Genomic DNA, 18,321 nt, shown 5'->3' with positions numbered 1-18,321 from the left:
CTCCCCCTCCGCGCGGCGGCTAGCCGTGCGCCTGCGCTCCCGCCGGGGCGGGTGCCGGGTCCCGCCGCGGGGTCCTCGGCGGGCGGCGCCTGCCCGTGCGCTCGATCCACCACTCGGCGATGAGCAGGTTGACCACCCAGCTCAGCCACACCGTCGAGGTGAACGCGGGCATCATCAGCGCGTCAGCCTCGGCCTGGGTGGTGGTCAGCAGCGGCACGACCACGCCGATCATGAGCGCGCTCCACAGGCGGTTGACCACGATCGACATGCCCAGCGCGAAGCTGCGGATCATCCACCTGCGGTGCTCCTCGAAGCGCCGCTGCCGTGCCGTGCGGAAGCCCGCGACGGTGGTCGCGAACCACATCAGCGACAGCAGCAGGTTGCCGGTGGAGCCCACGAAACCCGTGTGGCCGTAGACGGCCACCGGAACGGCCAGAACGGAGGCGGGCAGGGCTCCCGCGAAGACGTAGGTGCGGCCGAGCGCGCGGTGGACCGACGGGTACCGGGAGCGGAACCAGGGCCAGACCTGGAAGCAGCTCGTCAGCAGGGCCACCGAGCCGAAGACGATGTGCAGCACCAGGGTCGGGTAGTGCAGCGGCGCGTCCTCCCGGACGGGCAGCCTGGACTGCGCCGGGTCCAGGGTCAGGTAGCGCGGGACGGAGAAGGCCAGGAAGGCCACGGTCACGAACAGCAGCGGTGCGATCCACGGGCGGCGCCAGAGCGCCACGGTGTCGGTCATCGGAACTCCCCCTCGATTTGAGGACAGCCTGGCCGCTCGGCGTCGTCGGCTCTTCGGTCGAACCGACTGAAGTCGGCACTAGGGTCGTGGGGTGGTGCACGGGCGTCGGGCCGAACGAGAGGCGGTTGCCGCGCTGCTGGCGGGTGCGTCGGCCGGGCGCGGCGGCGTGCTGGTGCTGCGCGGCGAGGCGGGGATCGGGAAGAGCACGGTGCTGCGCGACGCGGTGGCCCGCGCGGACGGTCTGCTGGTGCTGAGCTGCGCGGGCGTGGAGTCGGAGGTGGCGCAGGCGTTCAGCGGGCTGCACCAGCTGCTGCGGCCGGTGCTGCGGCACGTCGACGGGCTGCCCCCGGCGCAGGCCGCGGCGTTGCGCGGGGCACTGGGGATCGCGGACGGGACCGCGTCCGAGTTCGTCGTGTCGGCCGCGCTGGTCGACCTGGTCGCCGCCGTGGCCGCCGAGAGCCCGCTGCTGCTCGTCGTGGACGACCTCCAGTGGCTCGACCGGGCGTCCGCCGGAGCGCTGCTGTTCGCGTGCCGCAGGGTGGCCGCCGAACCCGTCGCGGTGCTGCTCGCGGTGCGGGACTCCACGGTGGACACCTCGGACCTGCCCGAGGTGGTGCTGCCGGGACTGGGCAGGTCCGACGCCGTGCGGCTGCTGGCGGAGCGCGGTCGGGAGTGGCCCGGCGACGCCGTGCTGGCGGCCACCGGCGGGAACCCGTTGGCGCTGCTGGAACTCGCGGAGCACGGCGACCTGGGGCAGGTGGTCGCGGACTTCGCGCTCACGGGGACCGTGCCGGTGGGGTCGCGGGTGCGCACGGCGTTCCTGCGCCGGGTGTCGGCGCTGCCCCCGTCGGCGCGGTCGCTGCTGCTGGTCGCCGCGGCCGAGGACACCGGGCGGCTGGACACCGTGCTGGGCGCGGCGCGGCGGCTCGGCGTGCCCGACGACGCGCTCGGTACCGCCGAGGACTCCGGGCTGCTCGCGGTCGTGGGCACCGAGCTGCGGTTCCGCCACCCGCTGGTGCGGTCCGCCGTGTACGCCGACGCGACGTTCCACCGCCGTCGGGCCGCGCACCTGGCCGTCGCGGACGAGCTGGGCGCGGGGTCCGACCGGGCTACCTGGCACCGGGCCGTTGCCGCCACCGGGCCGGACGAACGGCTGGCCGAGGCCGTGGAACGCGGCGCGGACGAGGCTCGCCGCCGCGGCGGGGAAGCCGCGGCGGTGGCGGTGCTGCGCCGGGCCGCGCGGTTGAGCGGGACGGCCGACGGGCGACGGCGCAGGCTGGTGACGGCGGCGTTCGTCGCGCTGGACTCCGGGCAGCCGGACGTCGCCAGGGCCCTGGCGGGCGAGGTGATGGCGGAACCCGTTCCCGCCGTCACGCTGGCGCAGCTCAACGGCACCGTCGAGCTGTACAGCGGTGATCCCGCGGTGGCCTTCGGGCACCTCATGAGGTGCGGTGAGCTGCTCGCCCGCACCGACCCCGAGGAAGCGGCGTGGACGTTCACGCTGGCGTCGTCCGCCGCGTTCCTCGGCGGCGACATGCTCGGCGCGAGGACGGCCACCGAGCGGATCCTCGACCTCGACTGCTCGCCCGCCACGCGCCGGGCCGCACGGGCCCTCTCCGACGGCGTGATCACGTCGCAGGAGCTGTGGGAACTGCCGGGTGACCTGGCCGAGCACCAGCAGGACGGCGGCGGGCGCACGTGGATGTGGGCCACGGCCATCGCCTGGCTCGGCTCCGACCAGCGCGAGGCCCTCAGGCTCGCCGAGGCCGCCGGGCACCGGCTGCGGGCCGTGGGCGCGACGGGGGCGATCTCCGAACTGCTGTACTACCGGGCCGACATCGCCTACCGGCTGGGGCTGTGGACCGAGGGGATCGCGCACGCCGAGGAGGGCGTCCGGTTCTCCCGCGAGGCAGGGCAGCGCGGGTGGACCGCGAACCTGCTCGCCGTGCTCGCGCGGTTCGCCGCCGCGCGCGGTGACGCCCCGGCGTGCCAGGAGCACGCCGACCGCGCGCTCGCCATCGCCGTGCCGCTGCGGCAGCACGCCGCGGCCGGGATGGCACGGGCGGCGCTCGGCCTGCTCGCGCTGTCCGAGGGCGACGACGCCGGGGCGTTCGCCAGACTGGCCGAACTGGACGTCCAGCCGCTGATGACGTTCGGCGCCCTGACCGACGTCGTCGAGGCCGCCGTGCGCGTCGGCGAGCGGGACCTGGCGCTGCGGCACGTGGAGTGGTTCGAGAAGTGGGCCGGTGACCGGGTCTGGACGCGGGAGCGGCTGCACCACTGCCGCGCGCTGCTCTCCGACGACCCCGAACCGCACCACCTGGCCGCACTGTCCACTGAGGATGGTCGCGACCGGCCGTTCGTCCGCGGCCGGACCCACCTGCTGTACGGGGAGTGGCTGCGGCGCGAGCGGCGCGGCGTCGACGCGCGGGTCCACCTGCGGGCCGCCGCCGAGCTGTTCGGCGGTCTCGGCGCCACGGCGTGGGCCCGACGGGCCGAGGGGGAGCTGCGCGCCGCAGGTGGAGCCGTCCAGCACGACGCCGGATCCCTGACGCCGCAGGAGTTGCGGGTCGTCCGCCTCGCCGCCGTCGGCTACAGCAACCGCGAGATCGGCCTGCGGCTGCACCTGAGCCCGCGCACGGTCGGCTCGCACCTCTACCGCGTGTTCCCGAAGCTCGGCGTGACCTCCCGCGGCCAGCTGCGGACCCTCGACCTCGACGCTCCGTGACCGGCGTTCGGGTGTTCTTCAGGTATCGATCCGACCAGATGTATCCCCAACGCAACCTGGACGGCGTAGTCTCGGTGGGTACCGACCAGCACCTTTACCGGTGTGGGGCGGGCGCCAAACCGGAATCGCGTCATTCCCCCGCGGCGATTCCGGAACCGGATGAGGAGCACCTTTGATCACGGAACGACGAATCGGACCTGTGCGTGAGCGCGACCGGTTGGCCGAGGCACGCGCCGACGAGAAGATCCAGACGGTGATCCAGAACGGCAAGGCCGCCCGAACGGTGGCCGATCACGCTGACAACGCCGACGACTGCCAGCGACTGCTGGAAATGCTCGGCTTGGAAGCCATGGAAGGCAAGCGTTCTTAGTGCTGTGACCAGTCCCTGCCGGGCGTTTCCGGGCCCAGCGGGTCGATCGCCGCACCGCCCCCACACCTCCCGTACCACCAGTACGGGGCGTGGGGGCGGCACAGCGATGGACCCTGCCGGACGCCGGAACCACCCGCCAGGGGTCAGCGGCCGCAGCACCGGCAGGTAGAGGAGCTGGCGGGCCCGCTCCTCGGGACCGGGCCCACTAGATCCAGCCTTCCTCCCACGCCAGGCGTGCCGCTTCGTGCCTGGTGCTCACGTTCAGCTTCGTCATGGCCGAGGACAGGTAGTTCCGCACCGTCCCGGCGGCCAGGTTCGACTCCCGCGCGATGCCCGCGACCGGACCGCCGCGCAGCGCGTGGCGCAACACCTCCAGTTCGCGCGCGGTGAGCGGGCAGGCACCCTCCGTCAACGCCGCCGCCGCGATGTCGGAGTCCACGTACCGGCTCCCGCCCCGCACGTCCCGCAGGATCGACGCCAGCCGGGACGCGGGCGTGGTCTTCGGGACGAACCCGCGCACCCCCGCGGCCAGCGCGCGCTTCAGCACGCCCGGCCGCGCGTGCCGGGTGACGAGGACGACCACCAGGTCCGGGACGTCCCGCACGGCCTCCGCCGCGAGCACGCCGTCACGGCCCGGCATCTCCAGGTCGAACACCGCGATGTCCGGCCGGTGCGCGCGCACCGCCTCCACCGCCGCGTTGCCGTCGCTGACCTGCGCGACGACCGTGATGTCGTCCTCCAGTTCGAGCAGCGCGGCCAGCGCGCCGCGGATCAGGTCCTCGTCGTCGGCCAGCACGACCCGGATCACGCGGTCACCTCGGCGCGCCCGGAGAGCTCGAACCCGTCCGGCTTCGTCGGGCCCGCGTCGACCCGCCCGCCCGCCGCCGCGAACCGCTCGCGCAGACCGGCCAGTCCCGACCCCTCCCGCTCCTCCGGGACCTCCGCCACGCCGTCGTTCTGGAGCCGCACGCGCACCTCCCGCCCCCGCACCGAGATCACCACCGTGCACCGCTCGGCCTTGCTGTGCCGCAGCACGTTCGTCGTCCCCTCGCGGACGAGCGCGCCGAACAGCTGCTGGAACTGCTCCGGCACCTGGTCCGCGTCACCGACCACCGTGGTCGTGATGCCCACCGCCTCCAGGATGCCGACCGCGTTCGTGATCTCCGTGACCAGGGTCGCCCGCCGGTAGCCCTGCACGACCTCGCGGGTCTCCGCCAGCGCCGTCCGCGCGAGTTCCGCGATCTCGGCCGCGAGCTTGCGGGCGGTGTCGTCGTCCCGGCCGATCAGCCGCTCGGTCAGCTCACCCTTGAGCGCGATGGCCTGGAGGTTGTGGCCCTGGATGTCGTGCAGGTCGGCCGCGAACCGCAACCGCTCCTCCGCCACGGCCAGCGCCCGCGCGGTGCCGCGGGCCCGGTCCAACTCCTGGACCAGCCGCCAGAACCACAGGGACGTCAGGTCGATGAACACCAGCATGCTCACCAGCAGGACCGTGCCGACGACGTCCGAGGCCTGGAAGTCGTCGCTGGACCACGCCCCCACCGCGAGGCTCACGGCGGTGCCCGCGACCACGATCGGGATCCGGGCGGACCTGGGCGAGACGAGCACCACGTGCGCGATCACCGCGCCCGGCAGCAGCAGCCAGAACCCGCTGGTCGGCGAGGCCGCCCCCACCGCCCACGCCGCCTCCGCCAGCACGAACGTCGCCAGGTGCCCCAGCCACGGGTGGGCGTCCGACTCCTCGCGCATGGCCAGCCGCAGGTACCGGACGTGCTGGACGACGACCACGACCGCCGCGAGGGCCAGCCCGATCGTCACCGGGACGGAGCGCGTGCTCGACACGAGGTCCACCAGCGTCCCCAGGGCGATCACGACGGGTCCCGTGCCCACCGAGAACCAGGTGTACTGACGCAGGCGGTTCACCGGGTTGCTCACGGACCGAACCTACGGACCCCGCCCGTCCGCGTCTGCTGACATTTGTCACCAGAACCGGTGTTCTCCGGCACTACGCCCGCGCGGGACGCCCGACCACCATTGTGGACATGACGAATCCGGTGATCCAGGTCGAGGGGCTGCGCTGCTCCTACGGCGACTTCGAAGCCGTGCGCGGGGTCGACTTCGACGTCGCCCAGGGGGAGCTGTTCGGGCTGCTGGGCACGAACGGCGCGGGCAAGACGACCACGATGGAAGCCGTGGAGGGGCTGCGGAAGGCGACCTCGGGCACCGTGCGGGTGCTCGGCTCCGACCCGCTGGCCGACCGGCGGGCGATCCGGCCCCGGATCGGGATCATGTTGCAGGACAGCGGTTTTCCCGGTGACCTGACGGTCGCGGAGATGGTCGGGTTCTGGCGGTCCACCAGCAGCCGCACGTCGGACGCCGCCTCGGCCATCGAGGCGCTGGACCTCGGGCACCGCCGGGACGTGCGGATCAAGCAGCTCTCCGGCGGCGAACGGCGCAGGCTCGACCTGCTGCTCGCCACGCTCGGCAAGCCGGAGGTGCTGTTCCTCGACGAGCCCACGACCGGGCTCGACCCCGAGTCGCGGCTGCACGTCTGGGAGGTCGTGCGCGGACTGCTGGCCGAGGGCACGACGGTCGTGCTGACCACGCACTACCTGGAGGAGGCCGAGTCGCTGGCCGAGCGGATCGCGATCATGCACGCGGGCCGGATCGCCGTGGCGGGCCGGGTGTCGGACGTGCTGGCGCGGCAGCCCGCGCGCATCGGCTTCGACGTGCCCGCCGGGTTCGACGTGGGCGTGCTGCCGATGCTGTACGGCGACGTCGTGCACGAGCCGTCCGGCCGGGTCGAGGTGCGCACCGGTGAACTCCAGCGCGACCTCGGGGAACTGCTCGACTGGGCGCGCGGCGACGGCCGCGTCCTGACCGGCCTGCGGGCCAACCACGCCTCGCTCGAAGACGTGTTCCACGCCGTCCGGACCGACGAGAAGGTGACGTCCCGATGATCCTCGCACTGAGCCGCACCGAGCTGACCCTGTTGCTGCGCAACAAGACCGCCGCCTCGCTCGCGCTGGCGATGCCACTGCTCCTCGGCGCGCTGCTGCTGGTGAACGACACGTCCGACTGGACGCTCACCATCACCCTGCAACTGGTGATGATGCTCGGCTTCACGGTCTACACGACCGTCACGACCTCGCTCGTCGCCCGCCGCCAGGACCTCTACCTCAAGCGCCTGCGCACCGGTGAGGCCTCCGACCGGGTGGTGGTCCTCGGGCTGCTCGTGCCCGCCACGGCGCTCGGCCTGGCCCAGGCCGTGGTGCTGCTGGGGATCAGCAGGGCCGCGGGCGCGCCGCTGCCGGACCGCCCGCTGCTGCTCGTGCTCGCGGTCGTCGGAGGCGCGGCGATGTGCTGCGCGGCGGGCGTCGTCACCAGCGGCATCACCTCGACCCCGGAACTCGCGCAGATCACCACCGCCCCGTTCTTCTTCGCCCTGTTCGGCGGCGCGCTGTGGACGTGGGCGTCCGACACCGTCGACCACCGGATGCTGCTGGTGCCCGGCGGGCAGATCGCCGAGCTGGTCAAGGCCGCCCTGGGCGGGGCGACGGACAACGTGGTGCCCGCCACGGCCTCCCTGGCCGCGTGGACCGCGATCGGGGCGGCCCTGGCCGTCCGCCACTTCCGCTGGGAACCCAGGACCTAGCGCGGTGACCGCTGACCTCCACCGGGGTTCGCGCCGCGAAACCCGGTGGAGGTCAGCGCACTAGGCGCCGAACTCCTGGTCGATCAGCGCGAACATCTCGTCGTCGTCGGCCGCGTCGATCTGGTCGACGATGCTGGTCCCGCCGCTGACCGGTGCGCAGCGGGCCAGCAGGGACTGCAACCTGCCGACCACGGCGGCACGGGTGTCGCCGTCGAGGTCGGTCCTGGCGACCGCGTTCTCCAACTGCTCCAACTCGTCCAGCACGGGGGCCTTGACCTGCTCGTCGAGTTCCAGCGCCGTGCGCAGGAACTCGACGAGCGCGGTCGACGTCGGGTAGTCGAAGATGAGCGTCGCGGGCAGGGCGAGACCCGTCGACGCTCCCAGGGTGTCGCGCAGTTCGACGGCGCTGAGGGAGTCGAAGCCGAGGTCGCCGAACGCGCGGTCCGGTTGCACGGCCTCGATCCCGCTGTGGCCCAGGACGGCGGCGACGCGCGAGCGGACCAGGTCCATCAGGTGGCGGTCCTGCTCCATCGACGTCAGGGCCTCCAGCTCGCCCAGCAGGGTCGAGCGGTCCGGGGTGGCCGACTGGGGAGCCTGCTGGACCTCGGGCAGGTCGGCGATCAGCGGGCTGGGTCGGGCTGCGGTGAACACGTCCGCGAACCTCGGCCAGTCGACGTCGGCGACCGTGACGGTGGTGTCGCGCTGGGAGAGGGCCTCCTTCAGCGCCGCCAGCGCCTGTGCGGACGGCAGGGCCGCGACACCGCGCAGGCGCAGGGCCTCGGTGGCGTCGGCGTCGGCCATGCCGCCACCGGACCACGGGCCCCACGCGACGGACAGGGCCGCCGCACCGCGCGCCGACCGGGACTCGGCCAGGCCGTCGAGCGCGGCGTTGGCCGCGGAGTAGGCGGACTGGGCGCCGCTGCCCCACGTGGCCGAGATCGACGAGAACAGGACGAACGCGTCCACGTCTCCCACCAGTTCGTCGAGGTGCCGGGCGCCGACGAGCTTGGCGGCCAGCACGGCGTCGAACTCGGCGGTGTCGTGCTCGTGGATCGGGCGGACCAGTTCGGTGCCCGCCGCGTGGAACACGGCCGTCGGCGGGTGCTCGGCGACCAGCGCGGCCACGGCGGCGCGGTTGGTCGTGTCGCACGCGGCGATCGTGACGCGCGCGCCGAGCGCTTCCAGGTCGGCGGTCAGCTCGGCCGCACCGGGTGCCTCCGCGCCTCGACGGGAGGCCAGGACCAGGTGGTCGACGCCTTCGGCGGCGAGCCAGCGGGCGACGTGCCCGCCGAGCGCGCCGGTGCCGCCGGTGATCAGCGCGGTGCCGCTCGGGCTCCACGGCTGGGCGCCCGAGCGGGCCGGGGCGTGGACGAGGCGTCGGGCGAAGACCCCGTTGGCGCGGACGGCCACCTGGTCCTCGCGGCCCGTCAGCACGGTGAGGAGCCGGAAGAGGCCTTCACCGTCCATCGTGGACGGCAGGTCGACCAGTCCGCCCCAGCGCTCGGGGTGCTCCAGCGCGACGACCCGGCCCAGGCCCCACACGGCGGCCTTGACGGGGTCGACGTGGTCGTTGCCGGTCGACACGGCACCGCGGGTCAGGCACCACAGCGGGGCCCGCACGTCCGCGTCGCCGAGCGCCTGCACGAGGACGAGGGTCGCCTCGGGGTCGCGGGCGAGCGACAGGACGCCGTCGGCGGGACCGGCGTCGGCGAGGGCCTTCGCCAGCGCCCCCCGGTCGCTGAACGCGTCGACGGGGACGACGTCGAGGCCGAGTGCGGTCATGCCCGCGAGCAGCGCGGCCTCGTGCATGTCCGCGACGACCAGCCAGCGGCCGGTGACCGCGGTGGTGCCGGGGTCGACGGGCTGCCAGCGGACGCGGTAGCGCCAGCCGTCCACCGTGGAGCGCTCGCGGCTGCCGCGCCGCCACGTGGACAGCGCGGGCAGCGCCTCGCGCAGCGGGAGGTCGCCGGACAGGTCGAGACCCGCGAGCGAGGCCAGGTCCTCCTGCTCGACGGCGGCCCAGAACTCGGCGTCGGCCAGTGAGCCCGCGCTCGACCTCGGGGCGGCGTCGAGCCAGAAGCGCTCGTGCTGGAACGCGTACGTCGGCAGGGCGACGCGCCGGGCCCCGGTGTCCGCGAACATCCCGGCCCAGTCGACGTCCACGCCGCGGGCGTGCACCCTGCCCAGCGCCGTGAGCAGCGCGCGGGGTTCGGGCCGGTCCGCGCGCAGCCCGGCGACGAGCACGGCCTTCCGCACGCTGTCCGCGCCCATCGCGGTGAGCACGCCGTCCGGGCCCAGTTCCAGGAACGTGCCGACGCCCTCGGCCTCCAGGGTGGTGACCGCGTCGGCGAAGCGCACGGCCTCGCGGACGTGGCGCACCCAGTACTCCGGCGAGGTGACCTCCTCGGCGGTGACCAGCTTCCCGGTCAGCGTCGAGACGATCGGGATCGTCGGGGCCGAGTAGTCGAGGCCCTTCGCGACCACCAGGAACTCGTCGAGTACGTCGTCCATGCGCGGCGAGTGGAACGCGTGGGAGACGCTGAGCCGCTTGGACTTGCGGTCCTCGAACCGGGCCACGACGGCGAGCACGGCGTCCTCGTCGCCTGCGACCACGACGGACGTGGGGCCGTTGACGGCGGCGATGGACACGCGGTCCGTCAGGTGGGGCAGGACCTCGTCCTCGGTGGCCCGCACGGCGACCATCGCGCCACCGGCGGGCAGCGCCTGCATGAGCGCGCCGCGGGCGGCGACCAGCGTGGCGGCGTCGTCCAGGGACAGCACCCCGGCGACGTGGGCGGCGGCGAGTTCGCCGATGGAGTGGCCCGCGAGGAAGTCCGGGGTGACGCCCCAGGATTCGACCAGGCGGTAGAGGGCTACCTCGATCGCGAAGAGGGCAGGTTGGGTGAACTCGGTCCGGTCGAGCAGGTCGGTGTCGTTGAAGGCCTCGCGGAGGCGGGGGTCGAAGCGGTCGCACACGGCGTCGAAGGCGTCCGCGAACACCGGGAACGCGGCGTGGAGTTCCTGTCCCATCGCGACCCGCTGGCTGCCCTGGCCGGTGAACAGCACCGCCAGCCCGCCGCCCGCCGTGGCGTCGGTGGCCTCGACGGTGGCGAGTTCGCGGACCAGGTCCTCGTGGCTCTCGGCGACGACGACCGCGCGGTGCTCGAACAGCGCCCTCGTGGTGGCCAGCGAGAAACCGAGGTCGGTCAGGTCGGTGGACGGCAGCGCCGCCACGCGGTCGGCCTGCGCCCGCAGGGATTCCGGCGACCGGGCCGACAGCACGAACGGGACCAGCGGCAGCGGCTTGCGCTTCGAAGCCCCACCGACGGGCGGGGGAGGACCAGAGCGTCCGACGCCGCTGTTCGCGGCCTCGGGCGCCTGCTCCAGGATCAGGTGGGCGTTGGTGCCGCCGATGCCGAACGCCGACACGCCCGCGCGCCGCGGCCGGTCGTGCTCGGGCCACGCCCGCGCGTCGGTGAGCAGCTCGACCGCGCCGGACGCCCAGTCCACGTGCGGGGAGGGCTCGTCCACGTGCAGCGTCTTGGGCGCGAGGCCGTGCCGGATCGCCTGGACCATCTTGATCACGCCCGCGACGCCCGCGGCGGACTGGGCGTGGCCGATGTTGGACTTGAGCGAGCCCAGCAGGACGGGGTGCTCGCGGTCCTGGCCGTAGGTGGCGAGGACGGCCTGCGCCTCGATCGGGTCGCCCAGCTTCGTGCCGGTGCCGTGCGCCTCGACCACGTCGACGTCGGCGGTGGTGAGGCCGGAGTTGGCGAGGGCCTGGCGGATGACGCGCTGCTGCGAGGGGCCGTTGGGGGCGGTCAGCGTGCTGGACGCGCCGTCCTGGTTGACCGCCGAGCCCCGCACCACGGCGAGGACGTCGTGGCCGTTGCGGCGGGCGTCGGACAGGCGTTCGACCAGGAGCATCCCGACGCCCTCGGCCCAGCCCGTGCCGTCGGCGCCCGCGGCGAACGCCTTGCAGCGGCCGTCGGTGGACAGACCGCTCTGCTTCGCGAACTCCTCGAACAGGGCCGGGGTGGACAGGACCATGACACCGCCCGCGAGGGCGAGGTCGCACTCGCCGCGCCGCAGGGACTGCGCGGCCAGGTGCAGCGCCACCAGCGACGACGAGCACGCCGTGTCGACGGTCATCGCCGGGCCTTCGAGGCCGAACGTGTAGGCGATGCGACCGGACATCACGCTGGGCGTGCTGCCGGTGAGCAGCAGGCCCGCCAGCTCCTCGGGGATCGCGACGCCGCCGCTGCCGTAGTCCGTGGCGCTGCCGCCGATGAACACACCGGCCTGGGTGCCGCGCATCGTCGCCGGGTCGAGCCCGGCGCGTTCGAAGGTCTCCCACGTGGTCTCCAGCAGCAGCCGCTGCTGCGGGTCCATCGCGAGGGCCTCACGCGGGGAGATGCCGAAGAACGCCGGGTCGAAGTCCGTGGCGTGGTCGACGAAACCACCGCCCGCGACGTCGAAGTCGAAGTCCTCCACGGCCCAGCCGCGGTCCACCGGCAGCGGCGCGATGGCGTCGCGGCCCGTGGAGACGAGGTCCCACAGGTCTTCCGGCGACCGCACGCCGCCGGGCAGGCGGCAGGCCATCGACACGATCGCGATGGGCTCGTCGGAGCCGACGGCGGCGGCCACGACCTGCGCCGGACCGCTGTCCGCCGCGTCGACCAGCTCGGTGCGCAGGTGCCCGGCGAGCGCCTGCGGGGTCGGGTAGTCGAAGACGACCGTGGCGGGCAGGCGGAGACCGGTGGCGCTGCTCAGGGTGTTGCGCAGCTCCACGGCGGACAGCGAGTCGAGGCCCATGTCGACCAGGCCGCGGCCCGGCTGGACCTGCTGCGCGGAGGAGAAGCCGAGCACCACGGCGACCTGGCCGCGAACCATGTCCAGCAGCAGTTCGTCCTGCTCGGTCGGGCTCAGCGAACCCAGCTTCTGGCTCCACTGCGAGGATTCCGCGCCACTGCCTGCGGCGGCCCTGCGCACCGGCACGCGGACCAGGCCGCGCAGCACCGGGTGCAGGTCGTTCTTGGCCGACCGCAGCGAGCCGAGGTCGAGCTTGATCGGGACGGTGACCGGTTCGTCCAGCACCAGCGCCGAGTCGAACAGCGCCATGCCCTCCGCCATCGCGAGGGCGGGCATCCCGGCACGGGCCATGCGGGCGAGGTCGACCTTCGACAGGCCCGCGCCCATGCCCGCGCTCTGGTCCCAGAGCCCCCACGTGAGCGCGATGCCCGGCAGGCCCTGCGCGCGGCGGTGCGCGGCGAGACCGTTGAGGTAGGTGTTGGCGGCGGCGTAGTTGGCCTGTCCCGGCGAGCCGAGCAGGCCCGCGGAGGAGGAGAACAGGACGAACATCGCCAGGTCGCGGTCGCGGGTGAGCTCGTGCAGGTGCCGCGCGGCGTCGACCTTCGGCGCGAACACGGCGTCGATCCGCTCGGGCGTCAGGGATTCGAGGATGCCGTCGGCCAGGACGCCGGCGGTGTGCACGACACCGGACAGGTCCGGGATGTCGGCCAGCAGCGCCTCCAGGGCGGCGCGGTCGGACACGTCGCAGGCCACGACGTCGACCCGCGCGTCCAGTTCGGCCACGAGTTCGGCGGCACCGGGCGCGTCCGGGCCTCGGCGGGAGGTCAGCACGAGGTGCTGAACTCCTTGGCCGACGAGGTGGCGGGCCAGTTCCGCGCCGAGACCACCGGTGCCGCCGGTGATGAGGACGGTGCCGTCGACCTTCGCCGGGATGGTGAGGACGACCTTGCCGATGTGCTTGGCCTGCCCCAGGTAGCGGAACGCCTCGGGCGCGCGGTGCAGGTCCCAGGAGGTGACCGGCAGCGGGCGCAGGTGGCCCGCGGAGAACCAGTCGTAGAGCTGGTGGAGCATCTCCTTGATGCGGTCCGGGCCTGCCTCGATCAGGTCGAACGCGCGGTAGCGGACGCCGGGGTACTGCCCCGCGACCTCGTCGACCTCGCGGACGTCGGTCTTGCCCATCTCCACGAAGCGACCGCCGCCACCGAGTCCGACCAGGCGCAGCGAGGCGTCCACGAACTCGCCCGAGAGCGCGTCCAGGACGACGTCGACGCCCCGACCGCCGGTGGCGGTGGTGAACTGCCGCTCGAACTCCGTGGTGCGCGAGGACGCGATGTGGTCGTCGGGGATCCCGGCGGCGCGCAGCACGTGCCACTTGCCGGTGGACGCGGTGCCGTAGACCTCCGCGCCGAGCCGGCGGGCCACCTGCGTGGCGGCCATGCCGACACCACCCGCGGCGGCGTGGATCAGCACGGACTCGCCCTCACCGAGCCCGGCCAGGTCACCGAGGCCGTAGAGGGCGGTCAGGAACACCAGCGGCACCCCGGCCGCCTCGGTGAACGACCAGCCCGCAGGCATCGGGCACACCATCCGGTGGTCGGCGACGGCGACCGGCCCGAAGGCGGCGTCCATCATGCCCATCACCCGGTCGCCCGGCGCGAGACCGTCCACACCGGACCCGACGGCCAGCACGACGCCGGAGGCCTCCAGACCCATCAGGCCCGCGTCACCGGGGTACATGCCGAGCGCGTTCATCACGTCGCGGAAGTTCACGCCCGCCGCGCGCACGCCGATCCGCACCTCGTGCGGCTCCAGCTCGCGGGTGACCTCGGGCCACGGGATCGTGACGAGGTTGTCGACCGTGCCCTGCTCGGTGAAGTCCATCCGCCACGGGCCGTCGCCCTCGAACGCGGGCACGGTCCCGGCGAACGCCCGCACCAGGCGCGGCGCGAACGCCTTGCCGCCGCGGATCGCGACCTCACCCTCGCCGCTCGCGACCACGGCCGCCGCGTCGAGCTGCTCGGGGGCGTCGGTGTCGACGAGGAAGATCCGGTCGAGGTGCTCGGACTGGGCGGCCCGCACGAGGCCGGACACCGCGGCGTGCGCCAGGTTCGGCACGTCCTCGCCCGGCAGCACCGCGACGGCGCCGCTGGTGACGACCACGAGCACGTCGTCGCCCGCCAAGCGCTCCTGGAGGTCGGCCAACACCAGGGCGGTGACCTCGCGGGGATCGCCGTCGGGGGCGTGCAGCACCACGGGCCGGGCGGCGTTCTCCCGGCCCTCCAGCGCCAGGGCGGTCCAGTCGACGCGGAACAGCGAGTCGGACTTGGCGCCGCCGGACTTCATGCCGCCGATCTGGCGCAGCACCAGCGAGTCGATGCGCGCCACGGGGGCACCGCCGCCGTCGGCGACGCTGATCGACACGCCCTGCCCGGCGGGGGAGATCCTGGCGCGCAACGTCGTCGCGCCCGCCGCGTAGAGGCTGACCCCGTTCCAGGAGAACGGGAGCGAGCCGGTCTCCTGCTTCTCCGCGCCGAGCCCGAGGGTGTGCAGCACCGAGTCCAGCAGGGCCGGGTGCACGCCGAACTGGCCTGCGGGGCGGTGCTCGGCGTCGGGGAGGCCGACCTCGGCGTAGAGGTCGTCGCCGTCGCGCCAGGCCGCCCGCAGGCCGCGGAACACCGGACCGTAGGACAGGCCCGACTCGGCGAGGTCGTCGTAGACCGAACCCAGCTCGATCGACTCGGCGCCGGGCGGCGGCCACGCGGCCAGGTCGAACCCGGCGGGCACCTGCTCGTCGGTCAGCACGCCGATCGCGTGCGTGGTCCACTCGTCGGCGTCCTGCCGGGAGTACACGGTGATCGCGCGCCGCGCGGAGGCGTCCGGCTCCGCGACCGAGACGCACAGGGTCACCGCGCCCTGCTGGGGCAGGACGAGCGGTGCTTGCAGCAGCAGCTCTTCGAGGTGGCCGCAGCCGAGTTCGTCGCCGGCGCGGATCGCCAGCTCCACCAGCGCGGTGCCGGGCACGACGGCGTTGCCGGAGACGACGTGGTCGCCGAGCCACGCGTGACCCGCCAGCGACAGGCGGGCGGTGAACAGCGTGCCGCCGCCGGGCGCGGACAGGACCGCGGCGAGCAGCGGGTGGTCGGCCGAGCCGAGACCGGCCGAGGTCACGTCCTGCGCGGCCTGGCCGCTCTCGACCCAGTAGCGCTCGCGCTGGAAGGCGTAGGTGGGCAGCGGGACGCGCCGCGCGCCCGAGCCCGCGTAGAAGGCGGCCCAGTCGACCGGGGCGCCGCTCGCGTGCACGGCGCCGAGCGCGGTGACGATCGACCGCACCTCGTCGCGGTCCTTGCGCAGCGACGGGACGAGCCGCGCCCTGGTCGCGCTCTCGGCGCCCATGGCCGTGAGCACGCCGTCGGGGCCGAGTTCCAGGACGGTGGTGACGCCCTCGGCTTCGAGGGTCCGCACGGCGTCGGCGAAGCGCACGGCCTCGCGGACGTGGCGCACCCAGTACTCCGGCGAGGTGATCTCCTCGTCGGAGACGAGTTCACCGGTCAGGGTGGACACGATGGACGTCGTGGGGGCGGTGAACGTCAGCCCCTCCGCGACCGCGCGGAACTCGGCCAGCATCCCGTCCATGCGGGGGGAGTGGAACGCGTGCGACACGGTGAGCCGCTTGGACTTCCGGTCGGTGAACTGGGCGACGACCTGTTCGACCGCGTCCTCGTCGCCCGCGACGACGACGGACCGCGGCCCGTTGACGGCGGCCACGGACACGCGGTCGGTCAGGTGCTTCCGCACCTCGTCCTCGGTGGCCTGCACGGCGACCATCGCGCCACCGGCGGGCAGCGCCTGCATCAACTTGCCGCGTGCGGCGACGAGTGTCGTGGCGTCGTCCAGGGACAGGACTCCGGCGACGTGGGCGGCGGCGAGTTCACCGATGGAGTGGCCCGCGAGGAAGTCGGGTGCGACGCCCCAGGACTCGACGAGCCGGTAGAGGGCGACCTCGACGGCGAACAGGGCGGGCTGGGTGAACTCGGTCCGGTTGAGCAGGTCCGCGTCGTCCAGCGCTTCGCGGAGGCGCGGGTCGAACCGGTCGCACACGGCGTCGAACGCGGCGGCGTACACCGGGAACGTGGCGTGGAGCTGGTGCCCCATCGCGATCCGCTGGCTGCCCTGGCCGGTGAAGACCACGGCCGTGCGGCCCTCCACGGCCTCGCCCGCCACCGGGGAGCCGTCGGCGAGGGCCTGGAGGCCCGCGAGGAGTTCGTCGCGGCCCTCGGCCACGACGACCGCGCGGTGGTCCAGGTGCGCCCGCGTGGTCGCGGCGGAGAAGCCGAGGTCGGTGAGGTCGCCGTCCCAGGACAGGAGGTTGCGGGCCTGGGCGCGCAGGGCTTCCTCGGTCTTGCCGGACAGAGCCACCGGAACCAGCGGCAGCGCACGACGTTCGACCGCCTCCACCGTCGCCTCTGGCGCCTGTTCGAGGATCGCGTGCGCGTTCGTCCCGCTGTAACCGAAGGAGGACACACCGGCCCGCCGGAGGTGCCCGGTCTCGGGCCACGGACGGGTTTCGGTGACCAGCTCGGCCGCGCCGGAGCTCCAGTCGATCTGCGGTGACGGCGCGTCCACGTGCAGCGTCTTCGGCACGACTCCGTGCTGGAGCGCGAGAACGGTCTTGATGACCGCGGCGACACCGGCCGCCGCCTGGGTGTGGCCGATGTTGGACTTCACCGACCCGAGCAGCAGCGGCGTGTCGCGCTCCGGTCCGTACGCCTCGATCAGCGCCTGCGCCTCGATCGGGTCGCCCAGCTTCGTGCCGGTGCCGTGCGCCTCGATGACGTCGACGTCCATCGCGGACAGCCGCGCGTCGGCGAGCGCCTGGCGGATCACGCGCTGCTGCGACGGGCCGTTCGGCGCGGTGAGGCCGTTGGACGCGCCGTCCTGGTTCACCGCGATGCCGCGCACGACCGCGAGCACGTCGTGGCCGTTGCGCAGCGCGTCGGACAGCCGTTCCACCAGCACCAGGCCGACGCCGTCGCCCCAGCTGGTGCCGTCGGCACCCGCCGCGAACGACTTGCAGCGCGCGTCCCACGACAGGCCGCGGGCGCGGCTGAAGTCGATGAAGGCACCGGGGGAGGTCATGATCGTCGCGCCGCCCGCGAGCGCGAGGTCGCACTCGCCGCCGCGCAGCGCCTGCACGGCGAGGTGCAGCGTCACCAGCGAGCCGGAGCACGCGGTGTCGACCGTGACGGCAGGGCCTTCGAGGCCGAACGTGTAGGACAGGCGGCCGGAGATCATGCTCGCCGCGGTGCCCGTGCCGACGTGGCCCTCAAGGCCCTCGGGCAGTTCGCCCTGGAGGTTGGTGAAGTAGTCCTGGCCGTTGGTGGAGGTGAACACACCGGTCCGGCTGCCGCGCAACGAGTGCGGGTCGATGCCCGCGCGCTCGAACGTGTGCCACGCGGTCTCCAGCAGCAGTCTCTGCTGCGGGTCCATCGTGATCGCCTCGCGCGGCGAGATGCCGAAGAAGCTCGGGTCGAACTCCGCGACCCCGTCGACGAAGGCGCCCTCCATCACGTAGGAGGTGCCCTGGTGGTCGGGATCGGGGTGGTACAGCGCTTCCAGGTCCCAGCCGCGGTCGGTGGGGAACGGCGCGACCGCGTCCCGGCCGTTCACGACGAAGTCCCACAGCTCCTCGGGGGAGGTGATCCCGCCCGCGAACCGGCACCCCATCGCCACGATCGCGACGGGCTCCTGGCCCGCGTTCTCGACCTCCTGCAACCGGTGGCGCGTGCTGTGCAGATCGGCGGTCACCCGCCTGAGGTAGTCGCGGAGCTTCTCCTCGTTGGACATTCAGCGCCACCCTTTTCACGAAGCCCGCACGACAATTCCCGGCACAGATCGCTTGTCGAAAGCTAGTGACGGGCTGGTGCGGACGACACCCCAGACGGCCCCCAATGCGACCCCTATAGTCGCGTCGGCGCACGTCGGAGAGGGTGGGCCCGGCACCCCGCCCGGCGAGCGGACGG

The 18,321-nt window shown here is 73.8% G+C and carries 8 protein-coding genes; 4 read left to right on the top strand and 4 right to left on the bottom strand.

The annotated features are described in order from the left end of the window. Positions 1-19 precede the first annotated feature (19 nt). A complete protein-coding gene (locus VFZ92_RS13395) occupies positions 20-739 on the bottom strand; it encodes a DUF2306 domain-containing protein (RefSeq protein WP_330876214.1) in 720 nt (239 codons plus the stop codon). A 91-nt stretch (positions 740-830) separates the two neighbouring features. Here VFZ92_RS13395 and VFZ92_RS13390 point away from each other — a divergent pair, with 91 nt between their 5' ends. After that, complete coding sequence (locus VFZ92_RS13390) at positions 831-3,467, top strand: ATP-binding protein (protein ID WP_330876213.1); 2,637 nt, start codon at positions 831-833, stop codon at positions 3,465-3,467. Positions 3,468-3,639: 172 nt separating this feature from the next. Continuing rightward, positions 3,640-3,837, top strand: a complete 198-nt coding sequence (locus VFZ92_RS13385; protein ID WP_259621905.1) for a hypothetical protein — start codon at positions 3,640-3,642, stop codon at positions 3,835-3,837. Between the two features lie 205 nt (positions 3,838-4,042). On the opposite strand, the gene VFZ92_RS13380 is transcribed toward VFZ92_RS13385, so the two are convergent. Both VFZ92_RS13380 and VFZ92_RS13375 read right to left on the bottom strand, forming a co-directional pair. Next, the gene (locus VFZ92_RS13380; protein WP_330876212.1) at positions 4,043-4,645 is read right to left on the bottom strand and encodes a response regulator transcription factor; all 603 of its coding nucleotides are present in this window, start codon (positions 4,643-4,645) and stop codon (positions 4,043-4,045) included. Beyond that, positions 4,642-5,769 carry a sensor histidine kinase gene (locus tag VFZ92_RS13375; RefSeq protein WP_330876211.1) on the bottom strand — a complete coding sequence of 376 codons (1,128 nt, stop codon included), beginning with the start codon at positions 5,767-5,769 and terminating at the stop codon, positions 4,642-4,644. The genes VFZ92_RS13380 and VFZ92_RS13375 overlap by 4 nt, the downstream gene beginning before the upstream one ends. A gap of 107 nt (positions 5,770-5,876) precedes the next feature. Between VFZ92_RS13375 and VFZ92_RS13370 the strand changes: the two genes are divergently transcribed. Next, positions 5,877-6,794: an ABC transporter ATP-binding protein gene (locus VFZ92_RS13370; RefSeq protein ID WP_330876210.1), complete on the top strand. Its 918-nt coding sequence runs from the start codon at positions 5,877-5,879 to the stop codon at positions 6,792-6,794. After that, positions 6,791-7,489: an ABC transporter permease gene (locus VFZ92_RS13365; protein ID WP_330876209.1), complete on the top strand. Its 699-nt coding sequence runs from the start codon at positions 6,791-6,793 to the stop codon at positions 7,487-7,489. Before VFZ92_RS13370 ends, VFZ92_RS13365 begins: the two co-directional genes overlap by 4 nt. 60 nt (positions 7,490-7,549) lie before the next feature. Here the strand turns inward: VFZ92_RS13365 and VFZ92_RS13360 are convergent, their stop codons facing one another. After that, complete coding sequence (locus tag VFZ92_RS13360; protein WP_330876208.1) at positions 7,550-18,145, bottom strand: type I polyketide synthase; 10,596 nt, start codon at positions 18,143-18,145, stop codon at positions 7,550-7,552. Positions 18,146-18,321: the final 176 nt, after the last annotated feature.

Origin of the sequence: Umezawaea sp., from assembly GCF_036375055.1 — a bacterium.
Lineage (GTDB): Bacteria > Actinomycetota > Actinomycetes > Mycobacteriales > Pseudonocardiaceae > Umezawaea.
Note: the sequence above shows the minus strand (reverse complement) of the source record. Positions and strands in the feature narration are given on the sequence as shown.